Below are 25,779 nucleotides of genomic sequence, written 5' to 3'. Positions count from 1 at the left end.
GCCGACAGGTGCAAACCATGTTCAAAAAGATATCCCCACCGGTCCTGCTTCTTCTGCCGGCGATCATCGTCCTTGCGGCCGTGGTGTTGTTTCCGCTGCTCTTGTCCTTCTATTCCAGCTTCACGCCGTTTCGTCTGACGCGGCCGGCGACGCTCTTCACTTTCATCGGCCTGCGCAACTACATCCGCATCCTGACGGACCCGGTGTTTCTGGCCGCTTTCGTGCGCACCGTCGTGCTGCTGACGATTGCGCTCAATCTGGAAATGCTGCTCGGCCTCGGATTGGCTCTCCTGGTCAACAAGGCGACGCATGGCAAGCGCATCCTGCGCACGCTGATGATGTTCCCGATGATGTTTTCGCCTGTGCTCGTCGGCTTCCAGTTCAAATTCATGTTCAACGACAATGTCGGCATCATCAACAATGCGCTGCAGTCGCTTGGTATCACCAACGATGCCATACCGTGGCTGATCGACGGCAATCTGGCGCTGTTTTCGATCATCGTCGCGGAAGTCTGGTCGTCGACTTCAGTCTTCGCCATCCTCATTCTGGCCGGCCTCTTCGCCATGCCGCAAGAGCCGGTCGAGGCCGCCAAGGTCGACGGCTGTACGGGCTGGCAGACCTTCCGCTACGTCACCTGGCCGTTCCTGATGCCCTTTGCCTTCATCGCAATGACGATCCGCTCGCTCGACGTCGCCCGCGCCTATGACATCGTCAAGATCATGACCGATGGCGGTCCGGCGCGGCGCACGGAGCTGATCTGGACGCTGGTCGGGCGTACCGCCTATGCCGATGCGCAGATGGGGCTAGCCAACGCCATGGCCTATGTCTCGATCATTCTTTCGATCGCCTTCACAGTCTATTTCTTCCGTAAGCTGGCGCTTGCCCGCACCCAGATCGGAGCGGAGTGGTAATCATGGATCGCAACGCTCAACAACGCCTGCAGCGCCGCCTGCGCAAAGTCGCCTATCTCATCGGCCTCTTCATCGCGATGCTCATCATCTGCCTGCCGGGCCTGTGGATCATCATCAGCTCGCTGCGCCCGACCGTGGAGATCATGGCGAAGCCCCCGGTCTGGATCCCGCAGGAGCTTTCGCTGGAAGCCTATCGCTCGATGTTCAGCGGCGTGGGGCAGGGCGGCATTCCCGTCTGGGATTACTTCCGCAATTCGCTGATCATTTCGATCACCTCGACTGCCATCGCACTCATCATCGGCATGTCCGGCGGCTATGCTTTCGCCCGCTTCCGTTTCAGAGGCAAGTCGACGGTGTTCCTCGGGCTTATGCTGACGCGCTCCGTGCCCGGCGTCGCCCTGTCGCTGCCGCTCTTCATGGTCTATGCGCGGCTCGGCATCATCGACACGCATTTCGGCCTCATCCTCACCTATGTCGCGCTGAATGTGCCCTTCACCATCTGGCTGATCGACGGCTTCTTCCGGCAGGTGCCGAAGGATCTCGCCGAAGCCGCGCAGATCGACGGCTGCACGCGCTGGCAGGCATTCTGGCAGGTGGAATTTCCGCTTGCCGGCCCCGGCATCGCGTCGGCCGGCATTTTCGCCTTCCTTACCTGCTGGAACGAATATGCACTGGCCTCGCAGCTGACGCGCTCGGTCGATTCGAAGACGCTGCCTGTGGGCCTGCTCGACTATACGTCCGAGTTCACCATCGACTGGCGCGGCATGTGCGCGCTCGCGGTCGTGATGATCATTCCGGCGCTCGCTCTCACTTTCATCATTCAGAAGCATCTGGTGTCGGGTCTGACATTCGGTGCGGTCAAAGGTTGATCCTCATGGCTCAGGTTTCTCTCAAAAAACTCGTCAAGCGCTACGGCGCGCTGGAAATCGTCCACGGCATCGATCTCGACATCGCCGACAAGGAGTTCATCGCGCTCGTCGGCCCTTCCGGCTGCGGCAAGTCGACGACGCTACGCATGATCGCCGGCCTCGAGGAAGTCTCAGGTGGCACGATCGAGATCGGCAACACCGTCGTCAACGACCTACCGCCACGCGACCGCAACATCTCGATGGTGTTCCAGTCCTATGCGCTCTATCCGCATATGACGGTGCGCGAGAACATGGGTTTCTCGCTGAAGATCGCCAAGCAGCCACAGAGCGAGATCGATCGACGCGTCAACGAAGCGGCCACCATTCTGAGCCTTGAAGCCCTGATGGACCGCCGCCCGGCACAGCTTTCCGGCGGCCAGCGCCAGCGCGTCGCCATGGGCCGCGCCATCGTGCGCCAGCCAGAGGTCTTCCTGTTCGACGAGCCATTGTCGAACCTCGACGCCAAGCTGCGCACGCAGATGCGCACCGAGATCAAGAAGCTGCATGCCAAGGTGCAGTCGACGGTGGTCTACGTCACGCACGACCAGGTCGAGGCCATGACGCTGGCCGACCGCATCGTCATCATGCGCGACGGCTATATCGAGCAGGTTGGCACGCCGGACGAAGTGTTCAAGCGGCCGGCCACGCGTTTCGTCGCCGGCTTTATCGGCTCGCCGCCGATGAATATCGAAGAGGCGACGCTGAAGGCGGGCGAGCTGGTGTTCAAGAACGGTGACCGGCTGCCGCTGCCGAGCCAGTTTGCCGGCAAGGTCAAGGATGGCGAGAAGGTCGCTTTCGGTCTCCGGCCCGACGATATCTTCCCGACCGGCCACGGTCTGCACTCGGGCGCGGAATCCGCCGTCTACGAGCTGACTCTACCTGTCGCCATCACCGAGCCGCTCGGCAACGAAACGCTCGTCTTCGTCGAATTCGCCGGCCGCGAATGGGTGTCGCGCATGCTCAATCCGCGCTCTCTGAAGAGCGGGGAACGGCTGAAAATGAGCTTCGACCTTAGTCAGGCGCATCTCTTTTCCGTCGAGACCGGCAAGAGCCTGGCAATCTAAGGAATACCCCATGGCACGCATCGAGAAAATAGAACTGCGCATGGTCGACCTGCCGCCGAAGGTGAAGCGGACGGATGCGATCCAGAGTTTCGTCAGCCAGGAAACGCCGATCGTCACCATCACCGACAGCGACGGCGCGGTCGGCACGGGCTACAGCTATACGATCGGCACCGGCGGCTCGTCTGTCATGCGGCTGCTGTCAGATCATCTGGTGCCGCTTCTGATCGGCGAGGATGCCGATCGCATCGAGGCGATCTGGCACAAGCTTGAGTTTGCTACCCATGCGACGACCATCGGGCCTATCACCGCTCTGGCGCTCGCCGCTGTGGATACGGCATTGTGGGACCTGCGGGCCAAGAAGCAAGGCCTGCCACTTTGGAAGCTGGCCGGCGGCGCCAAGGACCGTTGCCCGCTCTACACGACCGAGGGTGGCTGGCTGCATATCGAGAAGGAAGCCTTGGTCGAGGACGCCCTGCAGGCAAAGGCCAAGGGCTTTTCCGGCTCGAAGGTGAAGATCGGCAAGCCACATGGCTCCGAGGATTACGACCGGTTGGCCGCGATGCGGCTGGCGCTCGGCTCCGGCTTCGAGATCATGACAGATTGCAATCAGGGCTTTACCGTCGATGAGGCGATCCGCAGGGCGGCACGCCTCAAGGAACTGGACCTCGCCTGGATCGAGGAGCCGCTACCGGCCGACGATCTCGATGGCCATATCCGGCTGACACGGTCGACGCCGACGCCGATTGCGGTCGGGGAATCCATGTATTCGATCCGGCATTTCCGTGAATACATGCAGAAGGGCGCCTGCTCGATTGTCCAGGTCGATGTTGCCCGCATCGGCGGCATCACGCCCTGGCTGAAGGTGGCGCATGCGGCCGAAGCCTTCGATATTCCCGTCTGCCCGCACTTCCTGATGGAGCTGCATGTCAGCCTCGCCTGCGCCGTGCCGAACGGCAAATATGTCGAATATATTCCGCAGCTCGACGATCTCACGACCAAGGGCATGGAGATCGTCGACGGTATGGCACTTGCGCCCTCCGAGCCCGGCATCGGTATCGAGTGGGATTGGGAGGCCGTGAAGGCGCGCTCAATCAGCGAATTCACCCGGGAAATCCACGGCTGAGGAGGAACTGGCCATGCAACGGATGGGTATGGTGATCGGCCTGGAGCCGGCCAAGATCGCGGAATACAAGGCGCTTCACGCGGCCGTCTGGCCGGAGATCCTGGCGCTGATCTCGGACTGCAACATCACCAACTATTCTATCTTCCTGAAGGAGCCGGAAAACCTGCTCTTCGGTTACTGGGAATATGTCGGCACCGATTTCGAGGCCGATATGCGCAAGATGGCCGCGAGCCCGAAGAACCAGGAATGGTGGTCGGTTTGCATCCCCTGCCAAAAGCCGCTTGATACTCGCAAGGAAGGTGAGTGGTGGGCCATGATGGAGGAGGTGTTTCATCATGACTAGAGATTGGAATAGGGCGGACAGTGGAGCAGTCACCTCCCCCTTGAGGGGGGAGGTCGCGCGGGACGCGCGGGTGGGGGTGATGCTCCCGGCAAATAATACTGCTTTTCTTGCGGGCGGGATCACCCCACCCCGGACCGTTGGTCCGCCCCTTCCCCTCAAGGGGAGGGTAAGATGACCTTCGATCCCAAATCCCTCCGCCAATGGTGGCCTAAGCCCTCGAATCCCCGTCCGATCGTGATCTTCGGTGCCGGCAGCATCGTCGGTGACGCGCATCTTCCGGCCTACAAGCAAGCTGGCTTCCCGGTCGCGGGTCTTTACGACCCGAATGCTGAGAAAGCGGCGGCGCTAGCCACGCAATGGGGCATTCGAGCCTTCGCTACAGAGGCCGAGGCATTGGCCGTTGACGGCGCGATCTTCGATCTGGCGACACCGCCGGCGGCGCATGCGCCAATCCTGGCGAAGCTGCCGCGCGGCTCCTTCGCGTTGATCCAGAAGCCAATGGGCAGCGATCTCACGGGTGCCACCAACATCCTGCGGGTCTGCCGCGAGCGTGACATCAAGGCGGCGGTGAATTTCCAGCTGCGTTTCGCGCCGATGATGTTGGCGCTCTATGATGCTGTGGAGAAAGGCTATCTCGGCGAGGTCGTCGATTTCGATGCCTGGCTGGCGCTGGCGACGCCATGGGGGCTCTGGCCTTTTCTGAAGGGGTTGCCGCGGATCGAGATCGCCATGCACTCGATTCACTATCTGGATTTTGTTCGAGGGCTGCTCGGCAATCCGCTTGGCGTGCATGCGAAGACCATCGGTCATCCCAATCACGAAGTCGCCCAGACGCGGACAGCAGCGATCCTCGACTATGGCGACAGGGTCCGCTGCGTCCTCTCGGTCAATCACGACCATGATTTCGGCCGCAAGTTCCAGGCCTGCGAATTCCGCATCGCCGGCACCAAGGGCGCGGCCTATGTGAAGCTCGGCGTCAATCTCGACTATCCGCGGGGCGAGCCGGACGAGCTGTGGATCCGCCCCGAGGGTGGCAGCGATTGGGTCGAGGTGAAGCTCGAGGGCGCCTGGTTCCCGGATGCTTTCGTCAATCGCATGGCCAACCTGCAGCGCTTTGCCTCGGGCGAGGACAAGGTGCTGGTCGGCTCGGTCGAAGATGCCTGGCAGACCATGGCGCTGGTCGAAGCCGCCTATCAGTCGAGTGCCGCTCCGGCGACGCCGATTGCCGAAATTCCGAAGGCTTGAGGAATGTCTGAACAAACCATCTATTTCGAAGACTATGAACTCGGCCATGTCAGGGTGACCACCGGACGGACGATTACCGAGACAGATTTCGTTGTCCATGCCGGCCATACCGGCGATTTCTTTCCGCACCATATGGATGCGGAATTTGCTAAGACCTTGCCCGGCGGTCAGCGCATCGCACATGGCACGATGATCTTTGCGATCGGCGTCGGCCTCACGGCTTCGCTGATCAATCCCGTCGCCTTTTCCTACGGCTATGACCGGCTCCGCTTCGTCCGGCCGGTGCATATCGGCGATACGATCCGCACGCGTGTCACCATTTCGGCGAAAGAAGATGATCCGAAGCGGCCGGGGGCCGGCCGTGTGGTCGAGCGTTGCGAGGTGCTGAACCAGCGCGATGAAGTCGTGCTTGCTGCCGATCACATTCTTGTCGTCGAGCGCAAGCCGGCTGCGGAGACGGCATGATGGTGAGGCTGAAGGGAATGACCTGGTCGCATCCGCGTGGCTACGATCCGATGATCGCCTGCTCGAAAGTGTGGCAAGAAAAGACCGGTGCCGAGATCAGCTGGGAGAAGCGCTCGCTGCAGGATTTCGAGACTTTCCCGGTGGAGGAGCTTGCCGCCCAATACGACCTGATTGTCATCGATCACCCGCATGTCGGCCAGATTACGCGCGAAAACTGCCTGCTGCCACTCGATGATGCCTCGCATGCCGATGAGATCGCCGCAATCGCAGCCGGCACGGTCGGCCGCTCCTATCCGAGCTACAACTGGCAGGGCCGGCAATGGGCCTTTCCGATCGATGCGGCGACGCAGGTGCAGGCCTACCGTCCCGACGGGTTGAGCGGGCCGGTCAAGGATCTCACAGAGTTCGTGACGCTCGCCAAAGAGGGCGGGGCGATCCTGCCGATGCGGCCGCCACATTCGCTGATGACCTTCATCACGCTTGCTGCTCATCTCGGCACGCCCTGCAGCATCGAAGGTCCGGATTTCATTGCGAAAGCTGATGGTGGGGCGGTGCTCGACTGGATGGCGCGGATCGTCGCCGCGATGGATATCAGCTGCTACGAAATGGACCCGATCGCCGTGCTCGACCTGATGAGCCAGCCCGATAGCCCATACGTGGCCTCGCCCTTCATCTATGGTTACGTCAACTATTCCTTTGCGGGCTTCCGACCAGCCCGGATCGCCTTTGCGGATATGCCCGTCATCGACGGTCGCCAGCCGAATGGCTCGGCGCTTGGCGGCACGGGCATTGCCGTATCCGCCCGAACGCAGGCGCCGGAGGAGGCAAAGGCCTTTGCGCGCTGGATCGCCGGCGGGCCGGTACAGGCAGGTATTTATGCCGGCAGCAACGGTCAGCCGGGTCATGCCGATGCCTGGGTTAGCGATGGGGTCAATGGCCCGGCGCTCGATTTCTATCGCAATACGCGCGCGACGCTGGAAGGCGCCTATGTGAGGCCGCGACATGACGGCTACATGGCATTCCAAAGCGACGCATCCGAGGTGATTAGCGATGGACTGCGAAGCGGCGAGCGGCATACAGTCCTTATCGAAAAGCTCAACCGGCGCTTCGCGCAATCGTTCGAAGGGTAAGGCAAAGGCTGCGCCATCTGTTTGTTATTGCATGATCTTATCCTATGTCGGCTATGCGGCCGGCCGAAATGGATGGGATCATAGTCCCCGAGGAAAGGATCAGAACTATGGGTCACGGGTTGGAAGGCAAAAAGGTCGTCATCACGGCGGCCGGGCAGGGCATCGGCCGGGCTTCGGCGGAGCGCTTCATCTCGCTCGGCGCGCATGTCCACGCCACCGACATCAACGAGCAGACGCTCTCGACGCTGGACGGCGCTACCAAGCATGTGCTGAACGTGCTCGACGGTGCGGCGGTCAAGGCTTACGCCGAGGAACTCGGCCCCATCGACGTGCTCTTCAATTGCGCCGGCTTCGTGCATTCCGGCACGATCCTGGACTGCGAGGAAAAGGACTGGGACTTCTCGTTCAACCTCAATGCCAAGGCGATGTACACGACCTGCCGCGCCTTCCTGCCGGGCATGCTGGAGAAGGGCAAGGGCTCGATCGTCAACATGTCCTCCGTCGCTTCCAGCGTGAAAGGCGTGCCCAATCGCTTCGCCTATGGTGCTTCCAAGGCTGCGGTCATCGGGCTTACCAAGGCGATCGCCGCCGACTTCGTCGCCAAGGGCATTCGCGCCAACGCCATTTGCCCCGGCACGGTTGACAGCCCGTCGCTTCATGAGCGGCTGAAGGCAACCGGCGACTACGATAAGGCGATGAAGGACTTCATCGCCCGCCAGCCGATGGGCCGCATCGCGACGGCCGAAGAGATCGCCGCGCTGGTGACCTATCTGGCGGGCGACGAGGCTGGCTTCACGACCGGCCAGATTCATGTCGTCGACGGTGGCTGGACCGGCTGAACCTCGGTTCCATGGCTCGGAGGCCCTGTATTGCGGGGCCTCCCTTTATTTGTCACTCTATCGGCGAATCGGTTCTGCAAGACGATTTTCGATCGGGAGAACGACGCATGGGCACCAACGGACTTTTGCATCGTTCCAGAGGGCTCGTGCTGTTGCGCAAGCATCAGGTGATCCTGATTGCCGTGCTTGTCGGCATCGCGGTTTTTCTGCTGCTGACATCAAGGGATCTCAACACAGGCAACCTGCTCATCGCCTGGGATACGACGGCTATAGTCTATATCCTCTACAGCCTCTATCGGATGCTGACGGCCGATGTGCAACGCATCCGCAAGCGCTCAGCCGACCTCGATTTCTCCGATGTGCTGCTGCTGATCCTGTCGATCGGGGCGGCAGTTGCCAGTATCGGCGGCATTGTCCTTGATCTGATCGGTGTGAAGGATGCCTCGCCGGAGGTGGCATTTTTCCGCGTGATGATGGCGATCGTGACGATCCTGATCTCATGGGCGTTCCTGCACATGCTGTTCACGATCCACTATGCGCACCGCTTCTACGCCAATCCCGGCAAGGGGCAGGGGCTTAAATTCGCCGAGCCGGTGGAAGAGCCGATCTACTGGGACTTTCTCTATTTTTCCTTCACGATCGGCGTTGCCGCGCAAACCGCCGATATCGGCGTTTCCACCGTCGGCATGCGTAAGCTGGTGCTTTTGCACGCCATCCTGTCATTCCTGTTCAATACGACGATCCTGGCGCTGGCCATAAATGTCGGGGCGAGCCTGATCTAGGCCCGCCCCTTCAACAATAGCGGCTTATATCGTCAGACGACGGCGTTGCCGGCCATGACGGCCAGAACCAGGAACACCAGGAAGACGATCAGGAAGATGGCGAAGAGAACGCGCGCTATGGTTGCGGTTGCCGCCGATACGCCTGAAAAGCCGAAAAAGCCGCTGATCAGCGAAACTACAAAGAAAATAAGAGCCCATTTCAGCATTTAGCAGTCTCCTCTGCGTTGTACTTCTTAAAGACGCGGGAGATGGGAAATTGTTCCGAAGCCGTTTCGACTAATGGGGTGTTGGTGTCTTTCGCGGGAGTTTACGGAGAGTGCGGCACCCCCCTCTGTCCCTTTCGGGACATCTCCCCCACAAGGGGGGAGATTGGTAACTCGCGGTAGCCTTTTGTATCTAAACCAGCACCGTATCTGCTGAAGCTGAGGCTCAACGTCTTCGCTCGGCTGGCGTCAAACGCCCAACGATCTCCCCCCTTGTGGGGGAGATGTCACGACAGTGACAGAGGGGGTATTCTCATCACGAACTCGAGAAAGCCGACTGTCATCGACAGCTGCATCTCACCCATGATTGATCATCACATGCCGCACGGCCGTATAGTCTTCGATAGCGTAGACTGACATATCCTTGCCGTAGCCGGATTGTTTCAGGCCGCCATGCGGCATCTCGTTGACCAGCATGAAGTGGGTATTGATCCAGGTGCAGCCATATTGCAGCCGGGCGGCGGTTTGCATGCCGCGGCTGATGTCCTTGGTCCACACCGAGGAGGCGAGGCCGTAGTCGCTGTCATTGGCCCAGGTGACGGCATCGTCGGGGTTGGTGAAGCGTGTCACCGAGACGACGGGGCCGAAGACCTCGCGGCGCACGATTTCGTCATCCTGCGTCGCGCCAGCGACGATGGTCGGGGCGTAGAAGAAGCCGCGGTCGCCTGATGTTTTGCCGCCGGTGGTGATTTCCATGTGTTTGTGTTCGGAGGCGCGTGCAACGAAGCTTTCGACACGGTCGCGCTGGCGCTTGGAGATCAGCGGGCCGATCTCGTTTTCGGTATCGTCTGTGAGGTTGAACTTGATGCTCGATACGGCGGAGGTCAGGTCGGCGACGAAGTTGTCGTAGACCTTCGCGTCGGCATAGATGCGGCAGGCGGCGGTGCAATCCTGGCCGGCATTGTAATAGCCGAAGGTCCTGATACCGGCGACGACGGCGTCGATATCAGCATCGTCGAAGATGATGACGGGCGCCTTGCCGCCAAGTTCGAGATGCGTGCGCTTCACCGTCTTGGCGGCGGCTTGCAACACCTTCTTGCCGGTGGCGACATCGCCTGTGATGGAGACCATGCCGATCTTCGGGTGGTTGATCAGCGCATTGCCGACGCTCTCGCCGCGGCCGAGGATGACGTTGACGACGCCTTCGGGCAGGATATCGGCCAGCAGTTTCGCCATTTTCAACGCCGTCAGTGGTGTCTGTTCGGAGGGCTTGAAGACCACGGTGTTGCCGCCGGCAATCGCCGGCGCCAGCTTCCAGGCCATCATCATCAGCGGATAGTTCCACGGCGCGATCGAGCCGACGATGCCGATCGGGTCGCGGCGGATCATCGAGGTGTGGCCGGGGAGATATTCGCCGGCGACCGGGCCATGCAGGTTGCGCACCGCACCGGCAAAGAAGCGGTAGCAATCGACGATGGCCGGGATTTCGTCATTGAGGACGGCATTGATCGGCTTGCCGCAGTTGAGCGCCTCAAGTGCTGCAAAACCCTCGGCATCCCGCTCGATGGCGTCGGCGATCTTGAGGAGATAGGCCGAGCGCTGGCTTGGCGTCGTCTGCGACCAGCTCGTGAAGGCTTTTTCCGCGGCGTCGACGGCGGCATCGATCTGGCCAAGTGACGCCTCAGGCAGATTGAGCACTTTCTCCCCGGTCTTCGGGTTTAGCACTTGCTCTTCCGTTTCGGTGCCGGCCTCGAAGCGGGAGCCGATCAGCATCTGGGTATCCATTATTCTCTCCCTTTCATTTGCCGCCGCCGGCGATCTGGTCGCCGTCGCGGGTAAGATAGTAGGCTGCCAGGATCGGCAGGAAGGTGACGAGCACGACGACCATGGCGACGACATTAGTCACGGGTCGCTGGCGCGGGCGGATGAGCTCCTCGAGCATCCAGATCGGCAGAGTCATCTGCTGGCCGCCGGTGAAGGTGGTGACGATGACTTCATCGAAGGACAGCGCGAAGGCAAGCATGCCGCCGGCAAGCAGCGCCGTACCGATGTTCGGCAGGATGATATGCCGGAAGGTCTGGAAGCCGTCTGCACCGAGATCCATCGACGCTTCGATGAGCGAGCCGGAGGTGCGACGGAAACGGGCGACGGCATTGTTATAGACCACGACGACGCAGAAGGTTGCATGGCCGAGAACGATCGTCCAGACTGAGAAGGGAATATCGAACAGGCTGAAGGCCGAGCGCAATGCGATACCGGTGATAATGCCCGGGAGCGCGATCGGCAGGATGACCAGCAGCGAGATCGCCTCGCGGCCGAAGAATTTCGTCTGGCTGACGGCGGCGGCGCAGAGTGTGCCGAGCAAGAGGGCGATTGCGGTCGCGATTGTCGCCACCTGCACCGATAGCGCCAGTGACGACCAGACATCCGGTCGGTTCCAGGCAATGCCGAACCATTGCAGGGTGAAGCCCGGTGGCGGCCACTGATAGCTCTTTTCCTCCGTGGTGAAGGCATAGACGAAGATCAGCAGGATCGGCAGATGCAGGAAGAGCAGGCCACCGGCGGCGGCGATCTTCAAGGGGAAAGAGGCGCGTTGGCCGCGATCAGAGCGCATCGAAAGCTCCCTGTTTCTTGGCGATCCAGAGATAGATGGCCATGATGACGATGGGCACCACCGAGAAGGCGGCGGCAAGCGGTACGTTGCCGGCGGTGCCCTGCTGTGCATAGACGGCCTGGCCGATGAAGAGGCGTGAGGAGCCGATGATCTGCGGGATGATGTAATCGCCCAATGTCAGGGAGAAGGTGAAGATCGAGCCGGCGACGATACCGGGCAATGCCAGCGGCAGCAGCACGGTGCGGAAGGTCTGGTTCGGCGTTGCGCCGAGATCGGACGAGGCTTCCAGCAGATTGGCCGGCACGCGCTCGAGAGCGGCCTGCGTCGGCAGGATCATATAGGGCAGCCAGACATAGACGAAGACGAGGAAGGTGCCGATATAGCTCACCGAGAGCGAGTTGCCGCCGATGATGGGCAGAGCAAGTATGCCATCAAGCAGCCAGCCGAGATGCAGTCCTTCGAAAATCCAGGTGAGGATGCCTTCCTTGGCGAGGATCAGCTTCCAGGCATAGACCTTGACCAGATAGCTGGACCAGAGCGGCAGCATGACGCCAAGATAGAACAGCGCCTTCCATTTGCCCTGCGCATAACGCGCTGCGTAATAGGCGATGGGAAAGGCGACGAAGGCGGAAGCTACCGTGACGAGGGCAGCCATGATCACCGTGCGGACGATGATGTCGAAATTGGCCGAATTCAGCAGTTGCGCGTAGGTCGAGAGCGTGAACTGGTAGTTCACCATCCCCGAGAAGTCGTCGATCGAGAAGAAGCTTTGCAGCAGCAGCGCAATCAGCGAGCCGATATAGATGATGCCGAGCCAGAGCAGCGGCGGCGTCAGCATCAAGAAGAGCAGCAGTTTCGGACGGCGCCAGAAGAGATCCGAGAGACGGCCGAAGAAGCCGCCGCGGCTCGGCAGGATCGAGGCCGGCGCCTGGCTCGACGAAGCGGGGAAGGCGGCGGCGTTCATGCGGCGTCATCCATATAGTGCACATCCGCCGGCAGCCATGCGAGGCGAACGGCGGCGCCGGTATCGGGCGCCGACTGGCCCGCCGGTACAGTGACATGCAGGCGCGCGCCATTCGCTTCCACCGAGAGGCGGGTAGCAGCACCGAGAAAGCTCGCCGCCTTCACGGTTGCTGCCACGCCGCTCTCCTCAGTCAACCGTATGGCTTCGGGGCGCAGGCTTGCCCAGCGCCGCTCACCGCCGAGCGACGACATGGTTTCAGGCGCAATGACATTGGAGGAGCCGACGAAATCGGCAACGAAGCGGGTTTTGGGCCGCTGATAGATCTCATGCGGCGTGCCCTGCTGCACGATGCGGCCATCATTGAAGACGGCGACGCGGTCGGCCATCGAAAGCGCTTCGCCCTGATCATGGGTGACGAAGACGAAGGTGATGCCGAGTGCGCGCTGCAGGCTCTTCAGCTCCTCCTGCATCTGCTCACGCAGCTTCAGGTCGAGAGCGCCAAGCGGTTCGTCGAGGAGCAGGACTTTCGGCTTGTTGACCAGGGCTCGGGCCAGCGCCACGCGCTGGCGCTGGCCGCCGGAGAGCTGGCCGGGGCGGCGGCTGCCATAGCCTGGCAGCTTCACCAGTTCCAGCGCCTGCTCGGCTGCACGTACGCGTTCGGCCTTGCCGACACCCTTGACCATCAACCCGTAAGCGACATTGTCGAGAATGTTGAGATGCGGAAAGAGCGCATAGTCCTGGAAGACGGTGTTGACGTTGCGCCTGTAGGGCGGCACGCCTTCGGCCGTCTCGCCGAAGATTTCGATATGGCCGCCCGTGGGCTGCTCGAAGCCGGCAATCAGCCTGAGGCAGGTGGTCTTGCCGGAACCGGAAGGGCCGAGCATGGCGAAGAATTCGCCGGGCGCGATTTCCAGATCGACACGATCCACAGCGCGGACCTGGCCGAAATGGCGCGACACCTGCTGGAAACGAACGGCGGTCATGGGGTGCTCCAGGGAAAAGTTGTCTTGCCTTCTCCCCCCACGGGGAGAAGGTGGCCCGAAGGGTCGGATGAGGGGGCGGCCTATGTTGTCCTGAGCTCACGGCTCAGGACATTCGTCGCTTCGCTCGTCATACCCCCTAATCTGCCCTGTCGGGCATCTTCTCCCCGTCGGGGAGAAGAAGGGAAGGTTTATCTACCGCCAATCACGCCGATATAGTCCGATACCCAGCGGTGATAGGGCACGCACTCGCTCTGGCTCGTGCACTTGGCGACAGGCGTCTTCCAGAATTTGATCTTGTCGAAATGGTCGTAGCCGTTGGTGGCGCAACCGCTATCGGTCAAGAGTTCGTTGCCCTTGCAGGCTGCAGGAACCGAAGGCACGGCGCCGAACCAGGCGGCGGCGTCGCCCTGAACCTTGGCCTGGAGGGAATGTTCCATCCACATATAGGCGCAGTTCGGATGTTCGCTGTCGGCATGCAGCATGGTGGTATCGGCCCAGCCGGTCGTTCCCTCATCCGGGAAGGTCGAGGCGATCTTCTGCTTGTCTGATTGCAGCAGGTTCACCTGGAACGGCCATGAGCCCGAAGCAACGACGCCTTCGTTCTTGAAGTCGTCGGTCTGGATCATCGCATCATGCCAATAGCGGCTGACGATCTTGCGCTGGCCGCGCAGCAGCTCAAGAGCGGCCTTGTACTGGTCTTCGTTGAGTTCGTAGGGGTCCTTGATACCGAGTTCCGGCTTGTGCGCCATGAGGTAAAGGGCGGCATCGGCAATATAGATCGGACCGTCATAGGCCTGGACGCGGCCCTTGTTGGACTTGCCGTCGGGCAGGGTCATCTCTTCGAAGACGACGTTCCAGCTCTTCGGCGCTTCACCCTTGAAGGCATCGGTATTGTACATCAGTACGTTCGGTCCCCAGAGATAGGGAACGCCGTAGTGGACGCCGTTGACCGTGTGCCAGGGCGCATTCTTCAGGCGGTCGTCGAGGTTCTTCCAGCTTGGGATCAGGTCGGTGTTGATCGGCTGGACGCGCTTGCCGGCGACGAGACGCAGCGATGCATCGCCAGAAGCCGTCACGAGGTCGAAGCCGCCCTCGTTCATCAGCGCGACCATTTCGTCCGATGTCGCCGCGGTCTTGACGCTGACCTTGCAGCCGGTTTCCTTTTCGAAGCCGGTGACCCAGTCGTAATTCTTGTCGCTTTCACCGCGCTCGATATAGCCGGCCCATGCGACGATGCTGACGGCGCCTTCGCCCTTGCCGAGCGTCTTCAGCGGCTCGGCGGCGATGACCTGCGTGGCAAAACTTAGGCATGCGAGTGCGGCCGTGCATGAATTCAGCAGATGCTTCATCGAACTCTCCCGGTTTTTGAGCCTTGATATTGTGGAGCCAGTGGCTGGCTTTTTGTTCCCGGAAGAAAAGGTGACCCGATTTCGCCGCATTCGCAAATTCATTTATCAGAAAGGCGATATCGGAAATTCCGATTCCAGAAGGCACGATCATCTTGCGGGAGCGGTAACGACTCGAGGGCGTTGACCTGGAGGCAGGCGGAACTAGGAGTTGCCGAAGACTTCCGGCTGCAATTCCCCAGCCTTCATAAGATGTTGCAGGGTGTAGGAGACAGAAAGCGCATCGTCGAGCGCGTCGTGTCCCTGCAGGGGAGGGTGATCCACACCATAGTAGTCGGCAAGCTTGTTGCTCGGTGTCCTCGCCAGATCTTCGACCGGCATTCCCGCTGCAAGCAGCAGCTTGACCGCATTGTCGAAGCGATGCGCGGGGATCAAGGGCTGAATTCCGGCAACATAGCAGCTGATCGCCATCATGTTCAGCTCGTCCTTGCCCCAGGACCAGAAACCCGCGCCGTCCGAGAAGCTGTCAAGGCCGGCAAGCGCCTCCTGCAAGGACATCCCTTCGGCGCTGATAACCTCTTCGGTGATACCGGTCAGCGCGGTGAAGAACGGGTCGAGCGCATATTGGTTGCCGAACCGATCGATGGGGCGGATATAGGCCTTATAGGTCGCTAGAATGGGAAAATCGCCTTCCAGGCCCAGCTTCACCGCTCCGATCTCGGCGATCACCGGATCAGGGTCATGGGCCGCACACCAGAATCGGCGTTGCGAGCCTTCAAGGCAAAGAAATTCGCAGTCGAATATGATGATGGTCTTCATAATCTATCCTCCAATCCTCTTGATGCCTATGAAATAGCCTCCTGCTATCGCTGCCGCCCCGAGCGCATGCTTTCGGCGACGCCGACGAAATCGCGGGCCGCCTGCGGCAGGCTCGATCCCTTGCGCCAGACCATGCCCACCTGCACGACCGGCAGCGAGCCGGAAACGTCGCGGCTTTCGATGCGGTCGCCTTCCAGCGACCAGGGGCGATAGACGAGATCTGGCAGCAGCGCCACGCCAGCGCCTGTTGCCACGAGGCTGCGCACGGCCTCGACGGAGCGCGTGCGGAAGGCCACATGGGGTCGTGCGCCGAGCGCCGTCAGCAGCTTGCCGGTATTCTCCTCGATTTCGTCGATGGTCAGCATGATCAGCGGTTCGCGGGTGATATCGGCGACGCTGATGATGTCGGCCGAGACGAGGGGATGGCCCATGGGCAGCCAGAGCCGATAGGGCGACGTCTCGAGGATTTCGGCCTGCAGAGCCATGCGGTCCCGCAGGTTGGAGATGACCATGACGGCGACGTCGAGCTCGCCACCAACCAGAAGATGTTCCAGATAGCTGCCATTGTCCTCGATGGCGCTGACTTCGACGCCGGGGCAGGCGCGGCGATAGCGCGCCAGAAGATCGGACAGGACATAGCCGGCGACGAGCGATGTCACGCCGATGTTCAGTGTGCCGCCGGTCGCGTTCCGCTGGCCGGAAAAGCTGGTGCGCGCGTCGGAAACCGTCGCCAGAATCTTCGTCGCATGGCGCAGGAATTGATGGCCGTTATGCGTGATCGATAGCCCGCGCGGATGCCGGTCGAAGAGCTCGACGCCGAGGTCGCCCTCCAGCTCCTTCAGCGCCTCGGTAACGGAGGATTGAGAAATCGAAAGGTTCTGCGCCGCGCGGGTCACCGAACCCTGTTCCGCCACGGCAACGAAGTACTGCAACTGTCTCAAGGTGAAGGCCATGAAAAGGTTAGAGCATGGCCCCGCCACCGAAAGCAAGCGCTCGTCATAGCTGTGAAATTTTGGACCTTTTTTGGTAAAGATACCACGTGAGATATAAGTTTCACCTTGGCTTTAAGTATTCAGAAACGCCAATTCCCTAACGTGAGGGTTGATCATCTTTATCACCTTGGAGTGGTCTATGCTGGAGCAGTTGGCGTGAGCGCCTTACTGCACATTTTCCGGTTGCCCCGGAAGTTTGTCGTCATCATCGGCGGAGTGGCTTTACTCATAGGCTGCTCCGGCGTTTTGGCGCTTTCTATCGGCAAGGACAGACTGCTCGGATTTGCGTCCGCTTCCTCCAACGGATTGCAGTGCACGGACATCAATCTCGTTACCATTCGCAAGGAAAACCGCTTCTGGGTGCGCAAATATATCCGCACCGATCCGACCGATGGCCTGACACGCGTGAGGACGGCGCTGCGCGTGGCCAAGGCTGTCTATCAGGAACAGAAGCCAGATCTCGTTCAGGTTGTAGTCCTCGACAAGAACGGCCCGATCTTGCGTTCCGATATACGCGGCCGGGCGTTGGGCGCCGATGTCGTCTATGTGCCGCACCCCGACAAGCTTGCCGACGGCAGCGCAGAGGCTCCGCTGACGGCACGTTATTATGATGGCAACGCCAGCACGGCAGGTCTCTTCTACGGCGAGCAGATCACCATGCAGCCGGAGGATATCGATACGGCTCTTGCCGGCTTGAAGGATTTCAGCGATTGCGACAATGCCCTGGCCGCCGACAATGGTGCCGGCGGCGATGCCAAGAAAGACAAGCTGAAGGCGGCGATGGCCGCAGAACAGAAGGCGGCTGCCAAGCAGGCAGAGGATCACAATGCCAAGTCTGCTCTGCCGGAGCCGAAATCGACGGGCAACGTGCGGCCCGGATATGACGAGAATGGCGAATTTATCGGAGCGGACGCCAAGGATAAGAGCCCATCACCAGGCCTCGACCCGACCATGACAGGGGCTGCCGACCGGCGTTCGCCGGTCACCAACTGATCGGAGTTTGCCTTGCGCCACCGGGCGCAAAGGCAATGGCCTCAATCCACCAGATGTTTCTCGCCGATCGCCTGGTAAAGCGCGAAGAGTGCTTCGTGAACTTCGCCGGCAAGACGGTAGAAATCGGGATTCGCCAAGATGGCCGGGTGCTGCAGCAACTGGTCGTCGGTCATGTCGAGCATGATCGACGCCGTGTGCATCGCCTCGTGGCAGCCGAAGGTTCCCGGCGCATATTGTGATAGATCGACATCGCCGATCTCCACAAGATCGGCCAGCCGCTGCTGCTCGCTGTCGGCATCGGCGGCCGTTGTCTCTTTCTCGGTCATAGTTCGCACCTTTGAGGTTCGGAGGACGAAACGGTCTCAGTCCGCCTTGGCGCGACGGGCCGGGAAGAGGATGATGTCGCGGATCGACGGCGAGTTGGTCAGAAGCATGATGAGGCGGTCGACACCGATGCCGAGACCACCAGCGGGCGGCATGCCCTGGTCGATGGCATCGAGGAACTCCTCGTCCAGTTCCTTCTGCTTTTCGCCGCGTGCATGCGCCTGCTCGAGCTGCTCGACCATGCGGGCGCGCTGCTCTTCCGGATCGTTGAGTTCCGAGAAGGCGTTGCCGAGTTCCCAGGCGTTGCAATAGGTCTCGAAGCGTTCGACAAGGCGCGGCTCGCCCGGCACTTCCTTGGCGAAGGGCGATATGTCCTTCGGGAAATGCGTGACGTGGGCCGGCTGGATCAGCGTGCCCTCAACCTTTTCTTCGAAGATGAAGGCCAGGCATTCGCCCCAGGTCGCGTCCTTTTCGACGGCAAAGCCAGCGGCCTTGGAGGCGGCGCGCGCTTCCTCGTCGGTCTTGATCGCCAGGAAGTCGATACCGGTCGCTTCCTTGACGGCATCAGGCATCGGCACCCGGCGGAACGGGCCCTTGAAGGAGATCTGCTTGTCGCCGAAGGCAAATTCGGTGCTGCCGTGGATCGACATGGCCAGCGTCGAGAACAGCCGCTCGACGAGGTCCATGATGTCCTCGTAGTCGGCGTAGGCCCAGTAACATTCCATCATGGTGAATTCTGGATTGTGCCGGGTGGAGACGCCTTCGTTGCGGAAGTTGCGATTGATCTCGAAGACCTTGTCGGTGAGGCCGGAGACCAGCGTGCGCTTCAGGAACAGTTCCGGCGCGATGCGCAGGTACATGTCGAGCTTCAGCGTGTTGTGGTGTGTCTTGAACGGCTCAGCGGTGGCGCCGCCATAGACCGAATGCAGCATCGGCGTTTCGACTTCCATGAAGCCGTCATTTTCCATGAAGCGGCGGATGCCGGAAACGATCCGGCTGCGCTGCTGGAAGCGGAGCTTCGATTCCTCGTTGGTCATGATGTCGAGATGGCGCTTGCGGTAGCGCAGCTCGATATCGGACAGGCCGTGCCACTTCTCAGGCATCGGCAAGAGCGACTTGGTCAGCATGGTGATCTGCTGCGCATTGATCGTCAGCTCGCCGCGCTTGGTGCGGCGCACGACGCCGGTGACGCCGATGATGTCACCGATGTCGATCATCGGCAGCAGGGAGCGCGCTTCTTCCGAGGTCACGTCCTTGTGGCTGAAGATCTGGATCTTGGCCGAGGCGTCATGGATGTCCATGAACATGCCGGAGTTGCGCGAGGAATAGACGCGGCCGGCAACGGTGACGACGTCTGTCGTTTCCGTATCCGGCTCCAGGCCTTCGTATTTCGCAGCCAGCTCGGCATTGGTGAGCGTCCGGTGGAAATGCGCCGGATAGACGTCGCCGATCTGCTCACGCAGCAGCTTCAGCTTCTGCGCACGAACTTCCGTCGCGTCGGAGGAAAGGGCTGATGTTTCGGTCTTGTCGTTCATGGTTTTACGTCCGGTTCAATTCTTCGGGCCGACGAGGGTCGCAACGGTCTGGGCCGCCAATTTCAGCCGCTGACGCACGACGGAACGGCCGAGGATTGCCATGCTATCGAAAAGCGGCAGGGAGCGCGAGGAGCCCGATACCGCGACGAACAGCGGCGCAACGATAACCTTGAGCTTCTTGCCCATGCGGTCGGCGATGGCGCGCAGCTCGGCTTCGATCGTCTCGACATTCCATTCGAGGATCTTTTCGAGATCCGGCTGCACGGTGTTCAGGATTTCCAGCAACTCTTCCGGCGTCGACTTGATCTTGGCGAAGGCCGAAGCATCGAGGTTGAGGTCCGACTTGAACAGGAAGCCGGCGAGATCGGGCAGCTCACCAAGCTTGGTGATGCGCGACTGCGATAGCTTCAGGCCTTCCTGCAGGCGGCTGTTTTCCATGGCCCAGGTCAGGACGCGCTGCTGGAACTCTTCTTCCGAGAGCTTCTCGCGGATCCAGCGGCCGTTCAGCCAGTCGAGCTTCTGGATATCGAAGATCGCGCCGGCCTTGGAGAGGTTCTCCGGGTCGAACTTTGCGGCAAGCTCTTCCATCGTCAACAGCTCATCGCCTTCGGCGATCTGCATGAAGAACAGGCCGAGGAAGTTCATCAGCGCTTCGGGAATATAGCCGAGAGCCGTGTAATAGGAGATCGACGTCGGGTTCTTGCGCTTCGACAGCTTTGACTTGTCGGCGTTGCGCATCAGCGACAGGTGCATGAAAACCGGCGGTTCCCAGCCGAGATACTGATAGATCAGGATGTGCTTCGGCACCGAGGCGAGCCATTCTTCGCCGCGCGCGACGTGGGTGATCTTCATCAGATGGTCGTCGACGACGTTTGCCATGTGATAGGTCGGCATGCCGTCCGCCTTGAGCAGCACCTGCATGTCGACGGCATCCCACGGGATTTCGACATCGCCATAGACGCCGTCATGGAACTTGCAGCTACCCTCGGTCGGGATCTTCATACGCACGACATGCGGCTCGCCGGCGGCAACGCGCGTCGAGACTTCCTCGGCCGAAAGGTTCAAACAGTGACCGTCATACTTCGGCGGCAGGCCGGCGGCACGCTGCGCCTCGCGCATCTTTTCCAGACGCTCGGGCGTGCAGAAGCAGCGGAAGCCGTGTCCGTTCGTGACGATCTGTTCGACGTAGGGCTTATACAGCTCCTTGCGGTCGCTCTGGCGATAAGGGCCATAGGGCCCACCGACATCCGGACCCTCAGACCATTTCAGGCCGCACCATTTCAGAGCGTCGAGCACCTTGGTCTCGAATTCCGGGGTGGAGCGGGTGGCGTCGGTGTCCTCGATGCGCAGGATGAACTCGCCGCCGTGTTTCCTGGCGAAGAGATAGTTGAACAGCGCGATATAGGCCGTGCCGACATGCGGCTCGCCGGTGGGGGAGGGTGCGATGCGGACGCGAACGCCTGAAGTGGTCATCTTGTTTGCCCGTCATAAAAGGCCGGGTCGCGCTTTGGACAAGCGCCGTCCAGCCGAAGATGTGTATCTGGATGAGGAAACCGGCCGGAAAAGGGCGCCTGCCGCTTCAATTCCGCGTTTTCCATATGGCTGGCCTTAGGCCATATTCAATGCATGACGTCAAGGGAAACCGCGCCTCAAGATCGACCCGATGGTGTGTCATGGACATTGCAACGCGCCGATTCGAGCCGATATATCAGAATAGTGATGCCTCTTTACCGTTCGTAAGTCTATCGGGATGAAAGCGGGTCGGTTGCCGAATTTTATTTGCAATTTCTGCGGCAGTGGCGGAATAGGTCTTCAATCAAATACCGCGAGGAAGTAATGAAGAGACTGGTTTTGAGCCTCATAATGGCGGCGGCCATGTTCGGTCCCGCCGCCGCGCAATCGACGATTACGCGCGATAGCTCGGCCAAGCTGATCGAGTCCTATCGCGCCTATATCGGTAACGACGACCTCTACAATTCAAAGGGGGAGCGTCTAACGCTGCCCTGGCAGATCATCCGTCAGGATCGGGCGAACTATCACGCCTACCGTCGGCGCGACCGCGGCGACCAGGGCGATAGTTTCTTCTCGCTGCCGTCAAACCGTCAGCGGCTGGAAGCCATGCTCGCCGATGGCAATATTGCCGATGATGCCGCGAAACTCATCGTCCGCGGCAATGTCAGGATCAAGGTCGATATTTACGGGCGCGGCGACATCGGCGAATGGGTCGACGTCCACGTTCAGGATTGAGTGCCGCACCCGTTTCCGGATGCGGATCTCTTCCTCAATGGCCGCCGGATGCCTTTTTCCGGCGGTTCCTGACCAGCATGTTGAGCACTTCCACGAGAGCTGAGAAGGCCATGGCGGCGTAGATGTAGCCCTTGGGCACATGCACGCCCATGCCTTCGGCGATCAGCGTCGTGCCGATCATCAGCAGGAAGGCGAGCGCCAGCATGACGATGCTCGGGTTCTTCTCGATGAAATTGGCGAGCGGGTTGGCGGCGACCAGCATGACCGTAACCGCAGCAATCACGGCGACGAACATGATCGGCAAATGCGGCGTCATGCCAACGGCGGTGATGATGCTGTCGACCGAGAAGACCAGGTCGAGCAGCAGGATCTGGCCGATAGCGGCGGCGAAGGTGGAGGTCGTCGACTTGGCGATGAAATCCTCGCCGTGTTCCTGCGGATCGACGTTGTGATGGATCTCCTTCGTCGCCTTCCAGACGAGGAAGAGGCCGCCGCCGATCAAGATCATGTCTTTCCAGGAGAAGCCCTGGCCGAAGATCTCGAAGACGGGCTGCGTCAGCTGAACGATCCAGGCGACAGTGCCGAGCAGTGCGAGACGCATGCCAAGAGCAAGGCCGATACCGATCTTGCGCGCCCTGTCGCGGTGTTCGGCGGGCAGTTTGTTGGTCAGGATCGAGATGAAGATGAGGTTGTCGATGCCAAGCACCACCTCCATGACCACGAGTGTGACGAGCGCGACCCACGCGCTCGGATCCTGTATCAGCCCAACAATATCCATCGACGATTTCCCCTTTTTGTCAGCATTGCCGATACTGACCCCCAGCCCCGGCCTGTCAAGAATGGCCGTAATGTAAGGAGCGTCGTCGTCCGTACAAGCGCCGCCGCCATTTTCGTGGCGGCGGGCTCGCTTTAAGCTTTGAGGGGGATCCAGATTTCGGTCACGCCCATGCCGGTGCGCGGGTCGAAACGCTCGTCATAGCGCTCCATCATGTCCGGGGTTCCGCCGTGCTGGTGGCCCGATTGCGGGAGCCATTCGCCGAAGATCTGATGCACGGTCGCGGAAATGCCCGAGATGTGGCCGCGATGGGCAAAGACCGCATAGCGCTGCGGCGGCAGTCTCGCGGTCGTAAACCCTCCGGGCAGGTCGTCGGTGCCGGTGACTTCGGCTGCGGACATATAGCGGAAGCCTTCGCTACCCTCATCCGCCTGGGTGCAGACGCCATAGGCGACGTTGCCCACCTGGCCAGGAATGTGGCCGAAATGCTGGTTGAACTTCTGCCAGAGCGAAGGGATCGCCTGCGTTGCCTCATGGGCATAGGTTTCGGCAAAGCCGGCGAGCAGCATTGCCGGGCGGATCTCGAAGCGCGGGGCATCGAGCTTGGGGAGGCGGGTGTCGTCCATTCTGATCGGCTCCTGTAGAGCGAGGTTGCGAACGTGCCCCTGTTTGCGCAGGCTCTCCGGCGTCATGCCGAATTGCTCGCGGAAGGCACGGGTGAAGGCCTCGTGCGAGCCGTAGCCGGCATCGAGGGCAACCTGGAGAATGGTGGAAGAGCTGTCCGTCAGTGCGAGAGCCGCACTGCTGAGGCGGCGGCTCCTTATATAGCCGCTGATCGAATGACCTGTGGTCATGCCGAAGACGCGCGACAGATGATATCGCGAAAGCCCGGCCGTATCGGCAATCTCATCCAATGAGATATCGGATGTGAAATGGCTTTCGATGAACCATATCGCTCTGCCGATCGCGCTCATGCCCAACTCCCTGGTTGCCGGACAATTCATAAGCGCCCGGCGGCCGCGACGCTTGATCGCCATTGCGGAGTTGGATCGCTAGCTGCTCATCGGCAACAAGGGAAGGCTTTTGCCATCAATCCTTGCGGTCGGGCCCATAGCCTGCGAGGAAAACGCGCACGGCGCCGCGTACGACATAATCGATCTCCTCCTTTGACGGAGGTTCGTCCATGTCGCCAAACAGCCGCAGCTTGAAGTAGCCGCCACTGGCCATCTCCAGAAAATGGCGGGCCGCCATGTCGAAATCGTCGATCTTGAGATGACCGGCTGCGACCTGCCGCTCAAGGAAGCCGCGCAACACCGTGCGCAGGTTTTCCGGGCCGGTGAAGAAACGTTGACAGAGGGAGGGCATGCGTTCGCGCACGCCGATGACCGTGCGCATGGCGCTGATGGTCTTGTCCGAGGTGACGTGCGTCACGAATACGATGCCGAAATCATAAAGAGACGTCGTGACATCCGATTCATCCGCCAGTGCGTTGCGCACGAGGTTGACGAAATAGGTGCGCTCGCTCTCCATCATGGCGGCGAACAGGTCTTCCTTGTTCGCGAAATAGACGTAAAGCGTGCCCTTGGAGACGCCCGCCTCGCGGGTGACGTCGTTCATGCTCGCCGCGTCGAAGCCCATCTTCATAAAGACGCGCTTGGCGCCTTCGAGAATCTGGTGGCGCTTGACCGGATCTTCGCCAGCGGCCCAGCGGCCCCCGGATGCAGGTGCGGGCGCGTTCAATATGATGGCATTTTGCGATTCGTGTTTCATCGTCTCCTTCATCAATCATTTTTGCAGAATCTTAAACAGACTCGCCAAATAAATCGAACCACGCGGTTCGATGTCTCTTGATATGGAATGGAAAAGGCTTTATGTCAATTGAACCGAACCGTTCGGTTCGATTATTTTACCTAGATTTTCGGTGGTAGGGCAATGTCGTCAAGTCATGGAAACAATGTAGCGCGCATCGTGGATGAGTCCGCTGATGCCGAAGCGGAAGCGCCGGAAGCTGGCGTATCTGCCAACGCTCCCGCCGCAGAAACGCGAAGCAATCCAGCTCCCACCCAGGCTGCGCCCGCATCTCCGGTTCCCGCGGCCCCACCGCCTCCGGCAAAGAAGCGGCGCAGCCTGGTGCTCCCTGTCATCATCGTCGCCGTGCTCGCAGCCGGCGGCTGGTATGGCTATGACTGGTGGACGAACGGCCGCTTCATGGTCTCGACTGACGATGCCTATATCGGCGGCGATATCGCGACCATTCAGCCGAAGGTCACCGGCTATGTCGCCAAGGTGAATGTCGTTGCCAACCAGCTCGTCAAGGCTGGCGATGTGCTCGCTACGCTCGATGACGGCGACTACAAGCTGGCGCTGGATCAGGCCCAGGCCTCGTACGACACCGAACAGCTCTCACTCCATACCATCGATGCACAGATCGCTGCCGGCCAGGCCGCTCTTGCCCAGTCGCAGGCCCAAAAGGTTGCCCTCGACGCCACTGTTCGTGGCGCTCAGATCACCCAGACGCGCGCTGCTGAACTGCAAGCCAAGTCGGTCGGCACCACGGCCGCCTTGGATAGCGCCAACATCGCGCTCGACCAAGCCAAGGCCAACCTGGTCGGCGGCGATGCCGCGATTGCTTCGGCACAAGCCAATATCAATCTGCTGCAGGCCCAGCGCCGCCAGGCGGAAAGCACGATCAAGGGTCTTGCCGCCGCTCGCGACAAGGCCGCCCGCGACCTGTCCTTTACCGTGCTGAAGGCGCCTTATGACGGCGTTGTCGGCAATCGTTCCGTTCAGGAAGGCGACCTTGTGTCCCCCGGACAGAAGCTGATGGCGATTGTGCCGACCCGGCAGCTCTATATCGATGCGAACTTCAAGGAAACGCAGATCCAGCACCTGGTTCCCGGTTCCAAGGTGAACGTCCATGTCGATGCCTATAGCGACCATCCGATCGTTGGCACCGTCGAGTCGATCTCGCCGGCTTCCGGCTCGGTCTTCTCGCTGCTGCCGCCGGAAAACGCGACTGGCAATTTCACCAAGATCATCCAGCGTGTGCCTGTTCGCATCGCATTGCCGCAGGATGCGCTTGATACCGGTCGTCTGCGCGCAGGCCTCAGCGTCGTCGTCGACGTCGATACCCGCACGGCACCGAACAAGTAAGCGCTCAAGCTCGGGAGAGAC

Annotated in this window: 27 protein-coding genes; 13 read left to right on the top strand and 14 right to left on the bottom strand. The window is 60.7% G+C overall.

The window, feature by feature from the left end; genetic code table 11:
- The first annotated feature begins 17 nt into the window (after positions 1-17).
- The 10 genes from ACQZ6F_RS12260 (at position 18) to ACQZ6F_RS12215 (ending at position 8,810) form a co-directional block, all read left to right on the top strand.
- Positions 18-911: a carbohydrate ABC transporter permease gene (locus tag ACQZ6F_RS12260; RefSeq protein ID WP_034483202.1), complete on the top strand. Its 894-nt coding sequence runs from the start codon at positions 18-20 to the stop codon at positions 909-911.
- Positions 912-913: 2 nt separating this feature from the next.
- Positions 914-1,780, top strand: a complete 867-nt coding sequence (locus ACQZ6F_RS12255) for a carbohydrate ABC transporter permease (RefSeq protein WP_449091659.1) — start codon at positions 914-916, stop codon at positions 1,778-1,780.
- Between the two features lie 5 nt (positions 1,781-1,785).
- Positions 1,786-2,883 carry an ABC transporter ATP-binding protein gene (locus tag ACQZ6F_RS12250; RefSeq protein WP_449091660.1) on the top strand — a complete coding sequence of 366 codons (1,098 nt, stop codon included), beginning with the start codon at positions 1,786-1,788 and terminating at the stop codon, positions 2,881-2,883.
- 10 nt (positions 2,884-2,893) lie between these two features.
- Positions 2,894-4,006 (top strand): mandelate racemase/muconate lactonizing enzyme family protein, encoded by a 1,113-nt coding sequence (locus tag ACQZ6F_RS12245; protein ID WP_449091661.1) that lies wholly within the window; start codon positions 2,894-2,896, stop codon positions 4,004-4,006.
- Positions 4,007-4,019: 13 nt separating this feature from the next.
- Positions 4,020-4,349 carry an L-rhamnose mutarotase gene (locus tag ACQZ6F_RS12240; RefSeq protein ID WP_077472537.1) on the top strand — a complete coding sequence of 110 codons (330 nt, stop codon included), beginning with the start codon at positions 4,020-4,022 and terminating at the stop codon, positions 4,347-4,349.
- 171 nt (positions 4,350-4,520) lie between these two features.
- Positions 4,521-5,594 (top strand): Gfo/Idh/MocA family protein, encoded by a 1,074-nt coding sequence (locus ACQZ6F_RS12235; protein ID WP_449091662.1) that lies wholly within the window; start codon positions 4,521-4,523, stop codon positions 5,592-5,594.
- A 3-nt stretch (positions 5,595-5,597) separates the two neighbouring features.
- Entirely contained in the window at positions 5,598-6,059 is a 462-nt protein-coding gene (locus ACQZ6F_RS12230) for a MaoC/PaaZ C-terminal domain-containing protein (protein WP_449091663.1), read from the top strand.
- Positions 6,056-7,189, top strand: coding sequence for an extracellular solute-binding protein (locus ACQZ6F_RS12225; RefSeq protein WP_449091664.1), 1,134 nt, complete (start codon positions 6,056-6,058; stop codon positions 7,187-7,189). Before ACQZ6F_RS12230 ends, ACQZ6F_RS12225 begins: the two co-directional genes overlap by 4 nt.
- A 107-nt stretch (positions 7,190-7,296) precedes the next feature.
- Positions 7,297-8,028, top strand: a complete 732-nt coding sequence (locus ACQZ6F_RS12220) for an SDR family oxidoreductase (protein WP_449091665.1) — start codon at positions 7,297-7,299, stop codon at positions 8,026-8,028.
- A 107-nt stretch (positions 8,029-8,135) separates the two neighbouring features.
- Positions 8,136-8,810 carry a DUF1345 domain-containing protein gene (locus tag ACQZ6F_RS12215; protein WP_077472542.1) on the top strand — a complete coding sequence of 225 codons (675 nt, stop codon included), beginning with the start codon at positions 8,136-8,138 and terminating at the stop codon, positions 8,808-8,810.
- A 32-nt stretch (positions 8,811-8,842) separates the two neighbouring features.
- Here the strand turns inward: ACQZ6F_RS12215 and ACQZ6F_RS12210 are convergent, their stop codons facing one another.
- From ACQZ6F_RS12210 to ACQZ6F_RS12175, 8 genes are all read right to left on the bottom strand, one after another.
- The gene (locus tag ACQZ6F_RS12210; protein ID WP_077472543.1) at positions 8,843-9,016 is read right to left on the bottom strand and encodes a DUF1328 domain-containing protein; all 174 of its coding nucleotides are present in this window, start codon (positions 9,014-9,016) and stop codon (positions 8,843-8,845) included.
- A 354-nt stretch (positions 9,017-9,370) separates the two neighbouring features.
- A complete protein-coding gene (locus tag ACQZ6F_RS12205; RefSeq protein ID WP_449091666.1) occupies positions 9,371-10,798 on the bottom strand; it encodes a gamma-aminobutyraldehyde dehydrogenase in 1,428 nt (475 codons plus the stop codon).
- A 13-nt stretch (positions 10,799-10,811) separates the two neighbouring features.
- Complete coding sequence (locus tag ACQZ6F_RS12200; RefSeq protein WP_068399856.1) at positions 10,812-11,627, bottom strand: ABC transporter permease; 816 nt, start codon at positions 11,625-11,627, stop codon at positions 10,812-10,814.
- Positions 11,617-12,591, bottom strand: a complete 975-nt coding sequence (locus ACQZ6F_RS12195; RefSeq protein WP_449091667.1) for an ABC transporter permease — start codon at positions 12,589-12,591, stop codon at positions 11,617-11,619. Before ACQZ6F_RS12195 ends, ACQZ6F_RS12200 begins: the two co-directional genes overlap by 11 nt.
- Complete coding sequence (locus tag ACQZ6F_RS12190; RefSeq protein ID WP_449091668.1) at positions 12,588-13,574, bottom strand: ABC transporter ATP-binding protein; 987 nt, start codon at positions 13,572-13,574, stop codon at positions 12,588-12,590. The genes ACQZ6F_RS12195 and ACQZ6F_RS12190 overlap by 4 nt, the downstream gene beginning before the upstream one ends.
- A gap of 188 nt (positions 13,575-13,762) precedes the next feature.
- Positions 13,763-14,923: an ABC transporter substrate-binding protein gene (locus tag ACQZ6F_RS12185; RefSeq protein ID WP_068399864.1), complete on the bottom strand. Its 1,161-nt coding sequence runs from the start codon at positions 14,921-14,923 to the stop codon at positions 13,763-13,765.
- Between the two features lie 201 nt (positions 14,924-15,124).
- The gene (locus ACQZ6F_RS12180) at positions 15,125-15,739 is read right to left on the bottom strand and encodes a 3'-5' exonuclease (RefSeq protein WP_449091669.1); all 615 of its coding nucleotides are present in this window, start codon (positions 15,737-15,739) and stop codon (positions 15,125-15,127) included.
- A gap of 44 nt (positions 15,740-15,783) precedes the next feature.
- A complete protein-coding gene (locus ACQZ6F_RS12175; RefSeq protein WP_068399869.1) occupies positions 15,784-16,692 on the bottom strand; it encodes a LysR substrate-binding domain-containing protein in 909 nt (302 codons plus the stop codon).
- A gap of 195 nt (positions 16,693-16,887) precedes the next feature.
- Here ACQZ6F_RS12175 and ACQZ6F_RS12170 point away from each other — a divergent pair, with 195 nt between their 5' ends.
- Complete coding sequence (locus tag ACQZ6F_RS12170) at positions 16,888-17,724, top strand: hypothetical protein (RefSeq protein WP_077472550.1); 837 nt, start codon at positions 16,888-16,890, stop codon at positions 17,722-17,724.
- Positions 17,725-17,765: 41 nt separating this feature from the next.
- Here ACQZ6F_RS12170 and ACQZ6F_RS12165 read toward each other — a convergent pair whose 3' ends face one another.
- Genes ACQZ6F_RS12165 through gltX form a run of 3 tightly spaced genes read right to left on the bottom strand, consistent with a single transcriptional unit; the run spans position 17,766 to position 21,056 of the window.
- The gene (locus tag ACQZ6F_RS12165; RefSeq protein WP_449091670.1) at positions 17,766-18,050 is read right to left on the bottom strand and encodes a hypothetical protein; all 285 of its coding nucleotides are present in this window, start codon (positions 18,048-18,050) and stop codon (positions 17,766-17,768) included.
- 36 nt (positions 18,051-18,086) lie between these two features.
- On the bottom strand, positions 18,087-19,583 hold the full coding sequence (gene lysS, locus ACQZ6F_RS12160; protein WP_449091671.1) for a lysine--tRNA ligase: 1,497 nt from the start codon (positions 19,581-19,583) through the stop codon (positions 18,087-18,089).
- Between the two features lie 15 nt (positions 19,584-19,598).
- On the bottom strand, positions 19,599-21,056 hold the full coding sequence (gene gltX / locus ACQZ6F_RS12155; RefSeq protein ID WP_449091672.1) for a glutamate--tRNA ligase: 1,458 nt from the start codon (positions 21,054-21,056) through the stop codon (positions 19,599-19,601).
- A gap of 363 nt (positions 21,057-21,419) precedes the next feature.
- On the opposite strand from gltX, the gene ACQZ6F_RS12150 reads away from it, so the two are divergent.
- Positions 21,420-21,830, top strand: a complete 411-nt coding sequence (locus ACQZ6F_RS12150) for a hypothetical protein (RefSeq protein WP_077472554.1) — start codon at positions 21,420-21,422, stop codon at positions 21,828-21,830.
- Positions 21,831-21,864: 34 nt separating this feature from the next.
- On the opposite strand, the gene ACQZ6F_RS12145 is transcribed toward ACQZ6F_RS12150, so the two are convergent.
- From ACQZ6F_RS12145 to ACQZ6F_RS12135, 3 genes are all read right to left on the bottom strand, one after another.
- Positions 21,865-22,608 (bottom strand): TerC family protein, encoded by a 744-nt coding sequence (locus tag ACQZ6F_RS12145; RefSeq protein WP_449091673.1) that lies wholly within the window; start codon positions 22,606-22,608, stop codon positions 21,865-21,867.
- A 131-nt stretch (positions 22,609-22,739) separates the two neighbouring features.
- Positions 22,740-23,579, bottom strand: a complete 840-nt coding sequence (locus tag ACQZ6F_RS12140; RefSeq protein WP_449091674.1) for an AraC family transcriptional regulator — start codon at positions 23,577-23,579, stop codon at positions 22,740-22,742.
- A 115-nt stretch (positions 23,580-23,694) separates the two neighbouring features.
- The gene (locus ACQZ6F_RS12135; RefSeq protein WP_068400500.1) at positions 23,695-24,375 is read right to left on the bottom strand and encodes a TetR/AcrR family transcriptional regulator; all 681 of its coding nucleotides are present in this window, start codon (positions 24,373-24,375) and stop codon (positions 23,695-23,697) included.
- 162 nt (positions 24,376-24,537) lie between these two features.
- Between ACQZ6F_RS12135 and ACQZ6F_RS12130 the strand changes: the two genes are divergently transcribed.
- Positions 24,538-25,758: an HlyD family secretion protein gene (locus tag ACQZ6F_RS12130; protein WP_077472556.1), complete on the top strand. Its 1,221-nt coding sequence runs from the start codon at positions 24,538-24,540 to the stop codon at positions 25,756-25,758.
- Positions 25,759-25,779: the final 21 nt, after the last annotated feature.

Source organism: Rhizobium sp. A22-96, assembly GCF_053521805.1.
This window is presented reverse-complemented; position numbering and strand designations above follow the sequence as displayed.